Below are 16,290 nucleotides of genomic sequence, written 5' to 3'. Positions count from 1 at the left end.
CCCGCCCCCGCGCGCGCGGGGGGGGGGGCGGCGGGCCCCCCCCCCCCGGCCGGGGGGGGCCCCCCCCCCCCCCCCCCCCCCGCCCCCCCCGCCCCCCCCCCCCCCCCCCCCCCCCCCGCCCCCGTTGGGGAAAACCTCCTGCCACCCGCCCTCGTAGTGCTCGATGAAGTCGTCCGAGCCCCGCGGGTCGTGCACACCCTGTGGAGAAAGCCAGGCCAGATCGGTGTCGGTGGGCTTGTGGAGGAACTCCACCACATCCCCGCCCTTGTCGGACAGCACGGTGACGCGGAGCCGCTCGTTCTCCAGGACGAAGGCCCGCATACCCTCCAGGAACACCTCCCGGATCCGCGCCGCCCAGTTACGCAAGGAAGCTCACGTCCAGGAACCGCGGCCGGTAGATCGTGACGTCGCGATAGTGGTCGGTGCTCACGAACGTGTTGACGTTGTACGACACGACCAGGGTGCCCTCGGGCGAGATCTCCGGGTGCGCGTGGGCGTTGTAGGTGAAGACGTTCCCGCCCGTCTCGGGGGTGGTGTAGACGGGCGTCCTGCTGCCCCACGGGCCGTACGGCGAGCAGGAGAAGTAGGCGACGATGTGCGGCCCGAGCAGCTCGGTCGTGTCGTGGGTGATCAGCACGTAGGATCCGCGCACTTTGCTCACGGAGTACTCGTTGGCGATCCCCTCCATGATCCGCCCCGAGTCGGCCTGGCTCCACGACCACTCGCCCGAGGACGTGAGGAACTGCCAGGGCCCGGTGAGGCTCTGCCCCCACACCCGGGCGACGTGCATGTACTTCACGATGCCGAAGTCCTCGACGCCGTACACGTAGGTGTACAGGCCGTCGCGGTGCACGCCCGACGCCCACGAGACGCCGCGGCCGCTCGGCAGATCGTGCACGCTGATCGGCCGGTCCAGCCGCCCGGGGGCGAAACGGGCCACGACGTTGCGATGCCAGCGCCAGTCCCACGTGCCGGGGCCGAACCGCTCGTACTCCTGGTAGGTGACCTCCAGCAGCCCGCCGGCCACGGTCGCGTCACCCGCCCAGTACCAGTGGTTCTCGTCACGCGGCGGCATGATCGCCTTGGGGTCGTCGGCGGTGCCCGCGTAGATCGTCTCCAGCCTGCCATGCCGCTCGACGGCGAAGCTGTTGTTGAGCAGCACCGTCGTGCCGCCCTCCTCCACCACGGGCGGCCGGGAGCCGTCGGGGTTGACCATGCCGAGGAAGGTGTCGGAGAAGACCCACACCTGGCGCCCGCCGGGCAGCCTGACGGAATAGGTGCCGTCGGCGCCCGTCCAGTCGTCGGTGCGGGTGTTGTCGTCGCCCTGCGCGGTGAACAGGGAGGTCAGCCGCGGATTCACCGCCGCCCCGGTCACGGGCAGCGCGCACGGGGAGGGTCCGAGGTCGGGGGCCTGATGGGCGATGCGGGCATCGGAAGGCACCGGCTTGGGAGGCGCGGCCACCGCCTGTAACGGCGCGGCCACCAACCCGAGCACGGCGACGACGAGGGGGATCAGTCGCCTCATGACTATCGTTCTAGTCATCAGATCACTTGTTGTCTAGGCGTCGATAGCATGGCCCGTGCCCTTCTACGCGGCGCGGGCGGGGATGGCCGTGACCGCGCTGGTGCTCGCCGCAGTGGCCGCGACCCCTTCGGTCGTGGCGTACGGCGTGCCCGTGCCGAGGCCCTGGGACACGGCGGTGTGCCAGGCGCTCGCCCTCATCCTGCTCGTCGCCGGCGGGCGGCGCGGCCTGCCGCGGCTGGGCACGGCGCGGGCGGCCATGTGGAGCGGCGTCCTGCTCGCGGCGCTCGCGGCCCAGGCCATCCGGCTCACGCCCGGCCCCGTCACGGGGTCAGGGGACGGCTTCGTCGACACGGCGCTCGACGTGTGGATGACGCTCGACACCTGGGCGGCCATGGGCGTGTTCACGACCTTGGCGGCGGTCGCGGCGGCGGCCGGTGGGCGCCTGGCCGGCGTCATCACAGCACTGGCCATGGCGGCCGCGATGCTGACCGCCTTCGGCGGGAGCGGCTTGTCCGACATCACCGGCTGGCTCTACCTGGCCGCCGCCCTGCTGGCCCTGCCGTGGAAAATTGGGATGACCGCCCGGGAAAACGCCAGGTACCCTGCGCGAGGACCTGAGGAGTGAGATGTCGTGGGACACGTCGAAGTCAACCGAGTGACGTATGTGCTGCCCGACGGGCGGCCACTGCTGAACGACGTGTCCTTCCGCGTCGGCGAGGGCGTCAAGGCCGCCCTGGTGGGGCCGAACGGCGCGGGCAAGACGACGCTGATGCGCCTGATCGCCGGCGACATCCAGCCCGTCGACGGCAGCGTCACCTCTTCCGGGGGCCTGGGCGTGATGCGCCAGTTCGTCGGCAGCGTGCGCGACGGCTCCAATGTTCACGACCTGCTCCTGAGCGTGGCCCCTCCCGCCGTGCGGCAGGCGGCCGAGAGGCTGGCGCGGGCCGAGCTCGACATGATGGAGCGCGACGACACCAAGACGCAGGTGCGCTACGCGCAGGCGATCAGCGATTACACCGACGCGGGCGGCTACGACATCGAGGTGCTCTGGGACACCTGCACGGTGGCCGCGCTCGGCTTGCCGTACGACAACGTGAAATATCGTGACGTGGCCACGCTCTCCGGCGGCGAGCAGAAACGCCTCGTCCTGGAGGCGCTGCTGAGAGGCCCCGACCAGACGCTGCTGCTCGACGAGCCCGACAACTACCTCGACGTGCCCGGCAAGCTGTGGCTTGAGCAGCAGCTCAAGGAGACGCCGAAGACGGTCCTGCTGGTCAGCCACGACCGGCAGCTGCTCGCGAACTCCGCCGACCGCATCGTGACGGTCGAGTCGGGCAACATCTGGATCCACGGCGGCGGCTTCACGACGTACGCCGAGGCGCGCAAGGCCAGGAACGACCGGCTCGACGAGCTGCGCAGGCGCTGGGACGAAGAGCACGCCAAGCTCAAGGCGCTGGTCAACATGCTCAAGAACAAGGCGCGCTACAACGACGGCATGGCGCCCGCCTACCACGCGGCCCAGACGAGGCTGCGCAAGTTCGAGGAGGCGGGGCCGCCCGAGCTGGCGCCGAAGGACCAGCTGATCTCGATGCGCCTCAAGGGCGGGCGCACCGGCAAGCGCGCGGTCATCTGCGAGCAGCTGGAGCTGACCGGCCTGATGAAGCCGTTCGACCTGGAGATCTGGTACGGCGAGCGCGTCGCGGTGCTGGGCTCCAACGGGTCGGGCAAGTCGCACTTCCTCAAGCTGGTCGCGGGGGAGCAGGTCAGGCATACCGGCGTCGCCCGGCTGGGCGCGCGGGTGGTGCCCGGCCACTTCGCGCAGACGCATTCGCGTCCCGACCTGCTGGGCCGCGAGCCCGTCGAGATCGTCATGACCGAGCACGCCCGGCTGAAGAACGAGGCGATGAAGCTGCTGGCCCGCTACGAGCTGGCCGGCCGTACGGCGGAGCAGCGGTTCGAGACGTTGTCGGGAGGCCAGCAGGCCCGGCTGCAGATCCTGCTGCTGGAGTTGTCGGGCGCGACGTTGTTGTTGCTCGACGAGCCGACCGACAACCTCGACCTGGCCAGTGCCGACGCGTTGCAGGAGGGGTTGAACGCCTTCGACGGCACGGTGATGGCCGTCACGCACGACCGGTGGTTCGCCGAGGACTTCGACCGCTATCTGGTATTCGGTTCCGACGGCAAAGTGTACGAATCGCCCGAACCCGTATGGGACGAAACGCGAGTAGTGCGGGCCCGTTAAAGAGTTGGTACGGCTGTCGCGTGTCCAGCGGTTACCGTACCTTCTCAGCGGCTAGTACCGATACGTGCGAATCACCGTCCTCGCCCTGGCTGCCCTGTTCCTTACCGGATGCTCCGGCGAAGAGCAGGCACCCACCGCTCAGCTCAAGCCGCTCGCTCTGGCCGAGCAGGCCTCGACCGTGGTCAAGTCCGACGACGGCTACGTCGTCAACTGGGCCGGCGTGCTCTCCAACGACAATCCCTGGCACTTCGGCGAGCACGTGGTGGCCACGGTCGTGGGCCGTGACTCCAAGGGCGCCGAAGTGGTCCGCATGGACCAGCCGCTCGACGCCGTGCCGCCGGGCGGCAAGCTGGCCTTCACCGGCCAGGCCGTGGCCGACGGCAAGCCCGCCAAGGTGACCATCGAGTACCGTCCCGCGCAGTGGCGCCAGGCCGCGCGCGTGGTCTCGGCGTTCAAGCCTTTCCGCACGTCGCGGGTGCAGTCGCTGCGTCAGAAGGACGGCAGCTACCTGGTCATGGGCACGGTCGCCAACCCGTACCGGATGCCGGCCAGCAGCCTGGTGGTCAGCGCCCTGCTGCGCGACTCGGCGGGCAAGCTGCTGGGTGGCGGCAGCGCCTTCGTCGACGACGTGAAGACGGGCACCACGCCGCGTTTCATCCTCACCGTCGACGGCGTGCCGTCGAGCGCCAAGGTCGCCAGGACCGAGACCGTGGTGCGCACCTGGGGTTCGACCGCCCGGCCCTACGAGGAGCTGGCGCTGGGTGGCGCGGTGCCGGTGCACACCGTCAAGCCGACCACCGAGCCGTTCCTGCGCGACCGCGCGCCCCAGGCCATGCCCGGGGACGAGCACTAGTTGACCGGCCGGGGCCACGGCCCCGGCTCCAACCATCAATAAAGTGTTCAGCAATGAAATATCCGGACTTATTGGTGGGTGCCGAGATCCCCGCGAATAACTGAACTCCTTTGGAATTCGCGTCGAAAGGGTAGAACTGCAAGTTACCAATCCATTACCTTCAGTCACATGAATGACCGCGTCCTGGTCGAGGCCCTGCGCGGCCGTGACCCCGGAGCCCTCGCCGCCCTGTACGACTCCCACGCAGAAAGCGTCTACCGCTACTGCTGGAGCCTGCTGGCCAGCGCCGACAGCGCCCAGGTGGCCCTGCGCGACACCTTGATCGCGGCCGAGGCGCACATCGAGCGGCTGGGCGACCCCGACAGGCTGGGGGCGTGGTTGTACGCGCTGGCCCGGGTGGAGTGCCTGCGCCGGCGCCCTGCCGTACAGCCTGACGAGAGCGCGTCGCACCCACCGGAGCTCGACGACCCCGACGACGCGGACCTGCGGATCATGGCCTGGAACGCGGTGCGCAGCCTGCCCGCGGAGGACCGCGAGATCCTGGAGTTGTCGACCACCCACCACCTTCCGCTCCCCGACGTGGCCTCGGTGCTCGGCGTGCCTGTGCGCCACCTGGAGACCGACCTCGACGACGCCCGCGAGCGCCTGCGCGACGCGATCACCGCCGAGATCCTGGCCCGCAAGGGCCCCTACGACTGCCCCCGCCGCGCGCTGATCCTGTCGGGCTTCTCCGGCGAGCTGACCGGCCAGATGCGCGACCACCTCGTCCGGCACCTGATCCGATGCGAGATCTGCGCTCCGCACCGGCTGCGCCAGGTGTCGGCGGCCAAGGTCTTCGAGCTGCTCCCGGCCGTCAGGCTGCCCGAGTCGCTGCGGGTGCGGGTGCTGAGCTGCTTCGCCGACCCCGAGCTGGTGCCCTACCGCCGCTACGTGGCCCGCCGGTCGGCCACCCTGGACGCCGCCGGATTTCCCAGCCCGACGGGCAGGAAGGCTCGCCGGTGGCCTCAGGCGCTTGCTGGGGCGCTCGCCGGATTAGCCGCGGTGGTCGCGATCGCGAGCGTCTTCCACTACTTCGGCTCGGAGCCCGGGGTGCCCGGCGTGGCGGCGGGCAGGCTCGGCCCGATCGGGGAGTCGCCCGGCCTGCTGCTTCCCTGGCAGCCGGAACCCAGCGAGGACGACCTCGTCGTCGTCCCGATCCTCGACAGCCGGGGCACGCAGCCGCTCGTCCAGGCGCCGCCGCACGGCGGGAGCCCTGTCGTCGGCGTGGTCGCCCCGTCGGGCACGGCTGGCCCAATTCAGCAGCCGACCAAGGCCCCGCGCCCCACCGCCGGACCCACCGCCGGGCCCGCGACCACGCCGCCCGCCGCGCCGCCGCCCGTCGACACCGCCCCCGACGACCAGCCGAGCCGTGACCACCACGACAGGCCGGGCCGCGACGACGACTGCCCGCCCGGCAAGGGACCGGGCAAGCCCCCGGCGACGACGCCGCCCGCCCAGACACCACCGCCGAAGACCACGCCTCCTGCCACCCCGCCCCCGGCCACCACGCCTCCGGCCACCACGCCTCCGGCCACCACGCCTCCGGCGACGCCGCCCGCGGGCACCCCGCCCCAGACCCCGCCCCAGACCCCGCCTGCCCAGGAGCCCACGCAGGAGCCGGCGCCCACCGCCGGCAAGGCCGCCTGACCGGTCGTGGAGGCCTTCGAGGTCAGGGGCATCAAGGTCCTGCCGCTGGCGGTGCGCGAGGAACTGGCCGAGCTGGTCCCGCGCAGCCAGCGGGCAGGCTGGCCGACCTGGCTGGACCCCGGCCCGCGCATGCTGCGCGACATCCTGGAGTTGTCGAGGCTGCAGACCGCGCGCGGGCTGGCCGTCCTGTCGTGGCTGGCCGTCGCCGAGGCGCCGGCCGACCTCGAATGGCTCTGGCCGTCGCGGCGGCTGACCGGCCCGCGCCAGGAGCGCATGTACGGCGCGGCGGCCGCGGTGCCCGACTCGGTGCTCGCCCTCGTCGTGGCCAACTGGACCTGGGCTCTGGCCACTCGGCACGGCGGCCGGGTCATCGCGCCCTACCTGGCCGAGACCGCCTACCCGCGTGACGGCCACCAGGCGGCGCACGCCGCGATGACCCTCTACCAGACCTACGAGCGCAACCCAGAGGCCCGCGCGGCGATCGCGGCGGCCTGGGCAGCGGCGAAGGTGGGCGCCGACTGGTGCAAGGCGGCCGAGTTGCACGCCTCCTACGGCAGTCCTGCGCCGGTGTTCACCTACCCGCGCGGCGCCGCGCCGCCGCCCCTGGGTGTCCGACCGTGGCTGGAACGCCTCTTTCGCCTGCGATGATTACGTTACGTGAGTTTCATGTGTGCTCTGCGTGACGACTGGGAACTGTGGTAACCATGAGCCCGATCAGAGCCGGATTCCTGGTGGCCTGTCTGCTCGTGACCACGTGTTCGCCGGCCGCAGCGAAGCCGGGCCCCTCCGCCGACGAGGTCGCCGACGCCCGCCAGGAGGTACGACAGCGCACCAAGGAGCTGGGAACCGCGACCGCCCGCCTGGCGGCGGCGGAGGCCCGGCTCACCACGCTCGACGCCGCCGCGGAACGCCAGGTGGAGGCCTACAACGGCGAGAAGGTACGGCTGGCGCGAGCCGAGCAGACGCACCGCGACGCCCTGGCCAGGATGGTCGCCGCCGAGCAGCGTGTGGTGGGCGCGCAGGCGGACGTGGCGGAGATCGCCGCGCAGACCTACGGCGGCTTCGACGTGCGCAGCCCGATCCTCGGCATGATCGGCAACGACGACTTCCTGCACCGCGTGAGCGTGCTCCGGCAGATCGGCGGCGAACGCGGGCAGATCCTCGACCGCAGCCGCGACATGCGCACCGTCGCCACGATCCTGCGCGAGCACGCCGAGCAGGCCTTCCTCGACCAGCAGGAGGCCGCCGAGCGGGCCGAGGCGGCCAAGCTGGCCGCGCAGAAGGCGGTCGCCGAGCAGCAGCGGGAGACGCGCGAGCTGATGACCGTCAAGCGGGAGCTCGAATCGGAGCTCGACTCCGCGCGCAGCCAGGCCGAGCGGCTGGCCAGAGCCAGGCAGGCGGCCATGGAACGATCCATCTACGCCCGCTACTCGCTGGCCACCGGTTCGACCAGGGGGGACGCGGCGGCGAACTGGGCGCTCAGCCAGCTCGGCAAGCCGTACGTGTGGGCGGCCGACGGTCCGTCGAGCTACGACTGCTCGGGGCTGACCATGCGGGCCTGGGAGAAGGTCGGGATCAGGCTGGACCACTGGACGGGCACCCAGTGGACCTCGGGGCCGCACGTGCCGATCAACCAGCTGCGCCGCGGCGACCTGCTGTTCTTCGGCTACGTCAGCAGCGACCCCGGGACCATCCACCACGTGGGGATGTACATCGGCAAGGGCCTGATGGTGCACGCCCCGCAGACGGGCGACGTGGTCCGCGTCGCCTCGATGTGGCGACGCGACCTCGTCGGGGCTACACGACCGGCGGGCTAGTGGTGGTGCCCGCCCTGCTCCTTCAGCCGCTCGAAGGACCGCACGACCTCGGCCTCGGCCTCGACCCTGCCCACCCAGTTGGCGCCCTCGACGGACTTGCCGGGCTCCAGGTCCTTGTAGACCTCGAAGAAGTGCTGGATCTCCAGGCGGTCGAACTCCGGGACGTGGTGGATGTCGCGGATGTGCTCCATGCGCGGGTCGGTGGCCGGGACGCACAGCACCTTGTCGTCACCGCCCGCCTCGTCGGTCATGCGGAACATGCCGACCGCGCGGCAGGTGATGTAGCAACCGGGGAAGGTCGGCTCCTGCAGCAACACCAGGGCGTCGAGCGGGTCGCCGTCCTCACCGAGGGTGTTCTCGATGAAGCCGTAGTCGGCGGGGTACTGGGTGGAGGTGAACAGCAGCCGGTCGAGCCTGATCTTGCCGGTCTCGTGGTCCACTTCGTACTTGTTCCGCTGTCCCTTCGGAATTTCAACGACGACGTCGAACTCCACGACGCTTCCTCCACTCGACCCCCCGGGCACTGCCTGAGGGGCGTTAATGTCTCGTAGGCGAACACAGTAGGGAGAGCTGGATGCGTGAGCGTTGGGTGGCGTTGACCACACTCGCCATGCTCCAGGTCGCGACCATCGCCGCGGGCACCTACGCGGTGTCGCACGAAGACTTCAACCTGGCGGCGATGACCGAGCAGGCGCCCGTCCGGCCGGAGCCGGCTGCCTCCCCCTCTGTCGCGCCCGTCATCACCTCAGGGCCTGTGCTGGCCGCGGGCGGTAACGGAACTCTCCCGACTAAGAGTACTTTGGCCAGCCAACTCTCCAGCGCGCTGGGTGACAAAGCGCTGGGTTCGAGCGTGGGCGCCGTGGTGATCGACGTGGCCTCAGGGCAGCAGATCTTCGCCAGGAACGCCGCCGCGGGAATCACGCCCGCCTCCACGACGAAGATCGTGACGAGCACCGCCGCGCTGGCCTCCCTCGGTCCCGACACGCGCCTGACCACCTCCGTCGTGCAGGGCGCGGCGAAGAACTCGATCGTGCTCGTCGGGGGCGGAGACCCGACCCTGGCGGGGCCCAGCGCCAAGGCGGGCGCCTACCCGAAGCAGGCCTCCCTGGCGCAGCTGGCCCAGCGCACCGCCACCGCGCTGAAGGAGCAGGGCGTCACCAAGGTCGGCCTGAGCTTCGACGACTCGATGTTCACCGGCCCGTCGTCAGGGCCGGGATGGAAGCCCAGCTACATCCCCGACGGCAACGTCGCGCCGGTGTCCGCGCTCATGATCGACTCGGGCAAGGCCAACCCGTCGATGTCGAGCCCCCGGGTGAACGACCCCGCGAGCCACGCCGCGGCCGCCTTCGGCAAACTGCTCAGGCGGTACGGCGTGAGCGTCACGGGGAAGATCGCCTCCGCCACGGCGCCGCCCGGATCGCCCGAGCTCGCCCAGGTCCAGTCCGAACCCGTCTACGCCCTGGTCGAGCGGGCGCTGACGCTCAGCGACAACGACCTGTCCGAGGCGCTCGCCAGGCACGTGGCCCTCAAGGAAGGCCTGCCGGGCTCGTTCGAGGGCGGCGCGCAGGCCGTGCAGAAGGTGCTGCAGCGCCTCGGCATGGCCAAGGGCATCGCGGTCTCCGACGGCAGCGGCCTGTCGACCCGCAACCGCATCAGCGCCGACGCGCTGGCCAGGCTGGTGGCGCTGGCGTCCTCGCCGCAGCACCCCGAACTCCACGCCGTCGTCTCCGGCATGCCGATCGCCGGCTTCTCCGGCACGCTCGGCAACGGCAGGCGCTTCACCGCCAAGGACGCCCGCACGGAAGCGGGCCTGGTGCGCGCCAAGACCGGCACGCTCAACAACGTCAACACGCTGGCGGGCTTCGCCACCACCCGCGAAGGGCGGCTGGTCAGCTTCGCCTTCCTGGCCGACAAGGTTCCGCTCACCGCGGAACCCGTTCTCGATCGGCTGGCCGCCATCGTCGCACGCTCCTGAGCGAGCACGTACGGTGGACGGTATGCAGGTGATCGACTGGGATCTGGCCGTCGCTACCGGAACGCGCCTGGTCCGCCCAGGCCCGCAGGTAAGCCGCGAAGAGGCCAGGCAAGCCGTTTCCGAGCTGCGCACCCTCTCGCGCGAGGCCGAAGGCCACGTCCGGGAGTTCACGCAGATCCACACCGAGACCCCACCGCAGCCCGCCACCATCGTCGACCGGCCAGGATGGATCAAGGCCAACGTCGAGGGCTTCCGCGTGGTGCTGGAACCCCTGACCGAGCGGATGTCGGAGCGTCAGAACCAGACGCCCGCGATCGTCACCGCCGTCGGCTCGCGCATCACGGGCGTGGAGGTGGGCGCCGTGCTGGCCTACCTGGCGACCCGGGTGCTGGGGCAGTACGAACTGTTCCTGCCGCCCGACCCCAGCGGCCAGGAGGCGGTCGGCCGCCTCACGCTGGTCGCCCCCAACATCGTCAACGCCGAGCGCGAGCTCAACGTCCACCCGCGTGACTTCCGGCTGTGGGTCTGCCTGCACGAGGAGACCCACCGCGTGCAGTTCACCGGCGTGCCGTGGCTGCGCGAATACGTCCGCGGGCAGATGACCGAGTTCCTGCTCGCCTCCGACCTCGACCTCCCGACGCTCATGGAACGGCTGCGCCAGGCCGCCGACACCGTGGCCGACGTGGTCCTGCGCGAAGGCGACGGCAACCTGATCGAAGCCATCCAGACCCCCGAGCAGAAGGCCATCCTCGACCGCCTCACCGCGGTGATGACCCTGGTCGAGGGGCACGGCGACTTCGTCATGGACGCGGTCGGCCCGGCCGTCGTGCCGTCCGTGGTCGACATCAGGGCCAAGTTCCAGCAGCGTCGCGCGGCGGGCGGGCGGTTCGACCGCACCATCAAGCGGCTGCTGGGCCTGGAGCTCAAGATGAAGCAGTACGCCCAGGGCTCGGCCTTCGTCACCGCCGTGGTCGACAAGGTCGGCATGGAGGGCTTCAACCGGATCTGGACCTCGCCGGAGACCCTCCCCACCCTCGACGAGATCGCCGACCCCGACTCCTGGTGCCGCCGGGTGCTGGGGAGTGACGCGCTCCCTGCGTAGCAGGTCGCGGCGGGCACAATGGCTGCCATGGGTCCGCATCCTGCCGTCGCCGAGGTCCGCCGCGCCGTACGCGAGGCGCTGGCGGATCTCGGCTCAGGCTCGCTCGTGCTCGTCGCGTGCAGCGGCGGGGCCGACTCGCTCGCGCTGGCGGCGGCGCTCGGTTTCGTCGCCCCGCGTGCGGGGTTGCGCGCGGGGCTGCTGACCGTCGACCATCGCCTCCAGGAGGGCTCGGCCGCCCAGGCCCGCACGGTCGCCGCCCTGGCCACCGCCCCAGCCCTCCGCCCAGCCTTCACCCACGTCACGGCGCCCGCCGCCGACACGCCGCCCGTCGCTCATGGCTCGGCCTGCGCGGACTCGTTCGCCTCCGACGCCACCGGCGCTCCCGCTCCCGCTGCCGGGCTCGGGCTCGACTTCGCCGAGGTGCTCACCGTCACCGTCGGCACCGGCGGGGGACCAGAGGCCGCCGCCCGCGAGGCCCGCTACGCCGCCCTCGACGCGGCCTGCGACCGGCTCGGCGCCGCCGCGGTCCTGCTCGGCCACACCCGCGACGACCAGGCGGAGACGGTCCTGCTCGGTCTGGCCAGAGGGAGCGGCCTGAGGTCGCTGTCGGGCATGTCGGGTACGGCAGGCCGCTACCGCCGCCCGCTCCTCGCCCTCCCCAGGAAGACCACCGTCGCCGCCTGCGAGGCCCTGGGCCTGCGCCCGTGGGGCGACCCCCACAACCTCGACCCCCGCTACACCCGGGTCCGGGTGCGCACCGCCGTCCTGCCGCTCCTGGAGCGCGAACTCGGCCCGGGAGTCGCCGAGGCCCTCGCCAGAACCGCCGGGCTCGCCCGTGCCGACGCGGACGCGCTCGACGAGTGGGCCGCGAGGGCCTACGCGGATTGCGCTCTAAGCGATATCCCCGATCCCGTGACGCTTGCCGTACCGGCTCTGGAGGCCTTGCCGGAGGCGGTCCGCACCCGCGTCCTGCGGCGGGCCGCGCTGCGCGCCGGATCGCCCTCCTCGGCGCTCACGGCGGGCCACGTGCGCGCCGTCGACCGCCTCATCACGGCATGGCACGGGCAGAAGGCCGTTGACCTGCCCGGGGGTCTGTGTGCCCTGCGACGGTATGGCACCCTGGTGTTCCAGTCTTAAGCCGACCGAAGGAATCCCAGGTGCACGCAGCCGACATGGGCAAGGACCTCGAAAAGGTCCTCATCCCGGAGGACGAGCTCCAGGCCAAGATCAAGGAGCTCGCGGCCCGGATCGACGCCGACTACGCCGGCAAGGATCTGCTGCTTGTGGGCGTGCTGAAGGGCGCGGTCATGGTGATGGCCGACCTGGCCAGGGCACTGAGCAACCAGGTCCAGATGGACTGGATGGCCGTCTCCTCCTACGGGGCGGGCACCAAGTCCTCGGGCGTCGTGCGGGTCCTGAAGGACCTCGACACCGACATCATGGGCCGCCACGTGCTCATCGTCGAAGACATCATCGACTCCGGCCTGACGCTCGACTGGCTGATCAACAACCTCAAGGGCCGCAACCCCGCGTCGCTGGAGATCTGCACCGCGCTGCGCAAGCCCGACGCCGTGAAGGTGCCGATCGACGTCAAGTACGTCGGCTTCGACATCCCCAACGAGTTCGTGATCGGCTACGGCCTCGACTATGCCGAGCGCTACCGCAACCTGCCCTTCATCGGCACGCTGGCGCCCCACGTCTACAACGGCCAATAGTTCAGGGAACATTGGGCAACCTGACGTACGTTGGTAGGGCAAGGCCGGTGGCGCGGGCAGTGACCCTGTGCGCTCTACCGGTGTACCGTCTGACACTTAGAGGCTTCGCCTCCGGGTAGTTCAGATAGCAGCGGCATCCGCCGCGCCCCCGGGTCACCGAGGGTTTCAGGCCTTGGTCAGGAAGGGACGGGCCCGCAAGGGGTTCCGCATCGGATGGATCTCAAGCGATTTACACGTGGGCCACTGCTGTGGATCCTGGGCATCGTCGTGCTGCTCCTGCTCGTGACCTCGCTGTGGAGCAGCGACGGGAACTTCAAGCAGGCGGACACGTCGACGGCTCTCAAGCAGATCCAAGACGGCAACGTCAGCGTGGCGAAGATCATCGACAAGGATCAGCGCATGGAGCTGACCTTGACGACTCCCATACAGGTCAAGCCCAACGACGCCGAAACCAACCGCATCCAGGCTTCCTGGATCACCGGCCAGGGTCCGGCGCTGGTCCAGGAGCTGCAGAAGCAGGAAGCCGCGGGCAAGACCAAGAGCTTCACGGTCGACGTGCCCCAGGAGAACATCCTGGTCGGTCTGCTGCTCAGCTTCCTGCCGATGGTCATCATCATCCTGCTGTTCCTGTTCATCATGAACCAGATGCAGGGCGGCGGCAGCCGAGTGATGAACTTCGGCAAGTCCAAGGCGAAGCTCATCACCAAGGACACCCCGAAGACCACCTTCGCCGACGTCGCGGGCGCCGACGAGGCCATCGAGGAGCTCCAGGAGATCAAGGAGTTCCTGCAGGCCCCGGCCAAGTTCCAGGCGATCGGCGCCAAGATCCCCAAGGGCGTGCTGCTCTACGGCCCGCCCGGCACCGGCAAGACCCTGCTCGCCCGCGCGGTCGCGGGTGAGGCGGGCGTGCCGTTCTACTCGATCTCCGGTTCCGACTTCGTCGAGATGTTCGTCGGTGTCGGCGCCAGCCGCGTGCGCGACCTGTTCGAGCAGGCGAAGGCGAACGCCCCGGCGATCATCTTCATCGACGAGATCGACGCCGTCGGCCGCCACCGCGGCGCCGGCCTGGGCGGCGGTCACGACGAGCGCGAGCAGACGCTGAACCAGCTGCTCGTCGAGATGGACGGCTTCGACGTCAAGGGCGGCGTGATCCTCATCGCCGCGACGAACCGCCCCGACATCCTCGACCCGGCGCTGCTGCGCCCGGGCCGCTTCGACCGCCAGGTCACCGTCGACCGCCCCGACCTCGAGGGCCGCAAGGGCATCCTGCGCGTCCACGGCCGAGGCAAGCCGTTCGACGAGACCGTCGACCTCGACGTCATCGCCCGCCGTACCCCCGGGTTCACGGGCGCCGACCTGGCCAACGTGATCAACGAGGCGGCGCTGCTCACCGCGCGCGCCGACCAGAAGCTGATCTCGATGGACGTCCTCGAGGAGTCGATCGACCGCGTCATGGCGGGCCCGGAGCGCAAGACCCGGGTCATGTCCGACAAGGAAAAGAAGATGATCGCCTACCACGAGGGCGGTCACGCGCTCGTGGCGCACGCGCTTCCCAACGCCGACCCGGTCCACAAGATCACGATCCTGTCGCGCGGCCGCGCCCTGGGTTACACCATGACGCTGCCGATGGAGGACAAGTTCCTCGCGACCCGCTCGGAGATGATGGACCAGCTCGCGATGCTGCTGGGCGGACGCGCGGCGGAGGAGCTCATCTTCCACGAGCCCACCACCGGCGCCTCCAACGACATCGAGAAGGCCACCTCCATCGCCCGCCGCATGGTGACCGAATACGGCATGAGCGAGCAGCTCGGCGCCCGCAAGTTCGGCTCCGGCAACGGCGAGGTCTTCCTCGGCCGCGAGATGGGTCACGAGCGCGACTACTCCGAGAAGATCGCCTCGACGATCGACGAGGAAGTGCGCCGGATGATCGAGACCGCTCACGACGCGGCGTGGGACATCCTCGTCGAATACCGTGACGTCCTCGACAACCTGGTGCTGGAGCTCATGGAGAAGGAGACCCTCTCGCGCGAGATGGTCCTCCAGGTCTTCGCCCCGGTCGTCGTGCGCGAGCACCGCCCGTCCTACGCCGGCTACGGCAAGCGCCTGCCCTCCGAGCGGCCCCCGGTGCTGACCCCGAAGGAGCAGTCGGGCAACGGCTCGCTGGCCTCGGGGCACCCCAAGGCCATCCAGCCCGGAGACGGCGCGTGACCGTCGACAAGGCCCGCATCGAGAAGGCCGTCCGTGAGATCCTCGTCGCCATCGGCGAGGACCCCGACCGCGACGGCCTGCTCGACACCCCGTCCCGCGTGGCCCGCGCGATGGCGGAGCAGTACTCCGGGCTGCACCAGGCTCCGGAAGACGTCCTGACCAAGGTCTTCGACGTCGACCACGACGAGATGGTGCTCGTGCGCGACATCGAGGTGTACTCCACCTGCGTCCCGAGCAAGCAGCCTGTCAATGCCGTCGGCGGACAGAAGCGGGCCGCTGACGTCCAGGTCGGCGACGAGCTTTACACGCTGGTCCGTGGTGAGGTGAAGAAGACCACCGTCACCCAGATCAGCTCCAAGCAGGTGCGCGGTCTTGTCGAGGTCATCACCGAGAAGGGCTCCTTCAAGGTGACCCCCGACCACCCCCTGGCAACCCCCGAAGGGTGGATGGAGGCCAAGGACGTCGAGGGCCTGTTCGTCGAATGGACACCGCCACGTCGGCTGAACCGCGGTCGTCCGGAGCTGGTGTTCGGCTACGACATGGGCTACGTGATCGGCACTCTGTGCGCCGACGGCACCGTGGGGACGAACTACGTATCGCTCGTGGTCAACGACCGCGAGTACGCCAAGAAGTTCCAGGTGGCCCTCGAGCGGGCCATGGGCATCCACGCGAAGATCGAAAGCGTCTCCCGGCCTTCTGGGTACACCGGTCTTGACACATCGGGCTTCCGGGTGCGTGTCGTCTCGTCCTACCTGGCCGATCTCATGCGCCAGTACGTCGGCGGCGACGCCCACCACATGCGTCAGCGTTTCCCCCGGGTGGTGCTGAACGAGATCGGTACCTTCCAGGGATTCCTCGACGGATACATCGACGGAGACGGCTGGCGCTCGCCCAAGAGCAAGGGCGCCACCATCGTGAGCGGCAATGCCCCCTTCCTCCAGGACCTGGCGGCTGTCATCGGTGCTCGCTTCACCCCGGCGACCCAGCGGCGCTCCGCGCTCTGGGTCGCCGACAGCTGGCTGCGCAAGCACGGGTTCCCGGCCCAGTACGCCGAAGAGTCCCGCCTGGTGGAGTCGGAGTGGGCCCGTGTGATCGAAGTGCGGCCGATCGAAGCCGAGGGCAGTAAACCCTTCACGGTTCACAGCTTCAAGTGTGATCCCCACCCCA

Annotated in this window: 12 protein-coding genes and 4 pseudogenes; 14 read left to right on the top strand and 2 right to left on the bottom strand. The window is 70.2% G+C overall.

What is annotated here, in order from left to right:
• Positions 1-358: 358 nt before the first annotated feature.
• A complete protein-coding gene (locus ACIBH1_RS38875) occupies positions 359-1,525 on the bottom strand; it encodes a DUF4185 domain-containing protein (RefSeq protein ID WP_397319054.1) in 1,167 nt (388 codons plus the stop codon).
• A gap of 55 nt (positions 1,526-1,580) precedes the next feature.
• Here ACIBH1_RS38875 and ACIBH1_RS38870 point away from each other — a divergent pair, with 55 nt between their 5' ends.
• The 6 genes from ACIBH1_RS38870 (at position 1,581) to ACIBH1_RS38845 (ending at position 8,123) form a co-directional block, all read left to right on the top strand.
• Positions 1,581-2,150 carry a hypothetical protein gene (locus ACIBH1_RS38870; protein WP_397319053.1) on the top strand — a complete coding sequence of 190 codons (570 nt, stop codon included), beginning with the start codon at positions 1,581-1,583 and terminating at the stop codon, positions 2,148-2,150.
• Between the two features lie 6 nt (positions 2,151-2,156).
• Complete coding sequence (locus ACIBH1_RS38865) at positions 2,157-3,767, top strand: ABC-F family ATP-binding cassette domain-containing protein (protein ID WP_397319052.1); 1,611 nt, start codon at positions 2,157-2,159, stop codon at positions 3,765-3,767.
• Between the two features lie 64 nt (positions 3,768-3,831).
• Positions 3,832-4,620 (top strand): hypothetical protein, encoded by a 789-nt coding sequence (locus ACIBH1_RS38860; protein WP_397319051.1) that lies wholly within the window; start codon positions 3,832-3,834, stop codon positions 4,618-4,620.
• A gap of 168 nt (positions 4,621-4,788) precedes the next feature.
• On the top strand, positions 4,789-6,306 hold the full coding sequence (locus ACIBH1_RS38855; protein WP_397319050.1) for an RNA polymerase sigma factor: 1,518 nt from the start codon (positions 4,789-4,791) through the stop codon (positions 6,304-6,306).
• A gap of 6 nt (positions 6,307-6,312) precedes the next feature.
• The gene (locus ACIBH1_RS38850) at positions 6,313-6,954 is read left to right on the top strand and encodes a hypothetical protein (RefSeq protein ID WP_397319049.1); all 642 of its coding nucleotides are present in this window, start codon (positions 6,313-6,315) and stop codon (positions 6,952-6,954) included.
• 56 nt (positions 6,955-7,010) lie between these two features.
• Positions 7,011-8,123: an NlpC/P60 family protein gene (locus ACIBH1_RS38845; RefSeq protein WP_397319048.1), complete on the top strand. Its 1,113-nt coding sequence runs from the start codon at positions 7,011-7,013 to the stop codon at positions 8,121-8,123.
• Here the strand turns inward: ACIBH1_RS38845 and ACIBH1_RS38840 are convergent.
• Positions 8,120-8,617, bottom strand: a complete 498-nt coding sequence (locus ACIBH1_RS38840; RefSeq protein ID WP_181610869.1) for an inorganic diphosphatase — start codon at positions 8,615-8,617, stop codon at positions 8,120-8,122. The genes ACIBH1_RS38845 and ACIBH1_RS38840 overlap by 4 nt on opposite strands.
• An 80-nt stretch (positions 8,618-8,697) precedes the next feature.
• Between ACIBH1_RS38840 and dacB the strand changes: the two genes are divergently transcribed.
• The 8 genes and pseudogenes from dacB to ACIBH1_RS38800 all read left to right on the top strand — a co-directional run.
• Positions 8,698-10,098, top strand: a complete 1,401-nt coding sequence (dacB, locus tag ACIBH1_RS38835; RefSeq protein WP_397319047.1) for a D-alanyl-D-alanine carboxypeptidase/D-alanyl-D-alanine-endopeptidase — start codon at positions 8,698-8,700, stop codon at positions 10,096-10,098.
• A 22-nt stretch (positions 10,099-10,120) separates the two neighbouring features.
• On the top strand, positions 10,121-11,200 hold the full coding sequence (locus ACIBH1_RS38830; protein WP_181610871.1) for a zinc-dependent metalloprotease: 1,080 nt from the start codon (positions 10,121-10,123) through the stop codon (positions 11,198-11,200).
• A gap of 27 nt (positions 11,201-11,227) precedes the next feature.
• Positions 11,228-11,461 (top strand): annotated as a pseudogene (locus tag ACIBH1_RS38825) (ATP-binding protein); the annotation flags it as partial.
• A 135-nt stretch (positions 11,462-11,596) separates the two neighbouring features.
• Positions 11,597-12,337: pseudogene (gene tilS / locus ACIBH1_RS38820) on the top strand (tRNA lysidine(34) synthetase TilS); the annotation flags it as partial.
• 20 nt (positions 12,338-12,357) lie between these two features.
• Positions 12,358-12,915 (top strand): hypoxanthine phosphoribosyltransferase, encoded by a 558-nt coding sequence (gene hpt, locus ACIBH1_RS38815; RefSeq protein WP_397319046.1) that lies wholly within the window; start codon positions 12,358-12,360, stop codon positions 12,913-12,915.
• Between the two features lie 213 nt (positions 12,916-13,128).
• Positions 13,129-15,123 (top strand): ATP-dependent zinc metalloprotease FtsH, encoded by a 1,995-nt coding sequence (gene ftsH, locus ACIBH1_RS38810; protein WP_397319045.1) that lies wholly within the window; start codon positions 13,129-13,131, stop codon positions 15,121-15,123.
• Positions 15,120-15,350: pseudogene (locus ACIBH1_RS38805) on the top strand (GTP cyclohydrolase I); the annotation flags it as partial. The gene ftsH and the pseudogene ACIBH1_RS38805, both read left to right, overlap by 4 nt.
• 219 nt (positions 15,351-15,569) lie before the next feature.
• Positions 15,570-15,866, top strand: a pseudogene (locus ACIBH1_RS38800) (LAGLIDADG family homing endonuclease); the annotation flags it as partial.
• Positions 15,867-16,290: the final 424 nt, after the last annotated feature.

It is taken from the genome of Nonomuraea sp. NPDC050663 (genome assembly GCF_044456985.1).
Classification (GTDB): Bacteria; Actinomycetota; Actinomycetes; order Streptosporangiales; family Streptosporangiaceae; genus Nonomuraea.
This window is presented reverse-complemented; position numbering and strand designations above follow the sequence as displayed.

What these genes read in the sequence shown, in the direction of transcription:
- ACIBH1_RS38875 (WP_397319054.1), bottom strand. Translation starts at nt 1,525, where the DNA reads ATGAGGCGACTGATCCCCCTCGTCGTCGCCGTGCTCGGGTTGGTGGCC.
- ACIBH1_RS38855 (WP_397319050.1), top strand. Translation starts at nt 4,789, where the DNA reads ATGAATGACCGCGTCCTGGTCGAGGCCCTGCGCGGCCGTGACCCCGGA.
- ACIBH1_RS38845 (WP_397319048.1), top strand. Translation starts at nt 7,011, where the DNA reads ATGAGCCCGATCAGAGCCGGATTCCTGGTGGCCTGTCTGCTCGTGACC.
- dacB (WP_397319047.1), top strand. Translation starts at nt 8,698, where the DNA reads ATGCGTGAGCGTTGGGTGGCGTTGACCACACTCGCCATGCTCCAGGTC.
- ACIBH1_RS38830 (WP_181610871.1), top strand. Translation starts at nt 10,121, where the DNA reads ATGCAGGTGATCGACTGGGATCTGGCCGTCGCTACCGGAACGCGCCTG.
- ftsH (WP_397319045.1), top strand. Translation starts at nt 13,129, where the DNA reads ATGGATCTCAAGCGATTTACACGTGGGCCACTGCTGTGGATCCTGGGC.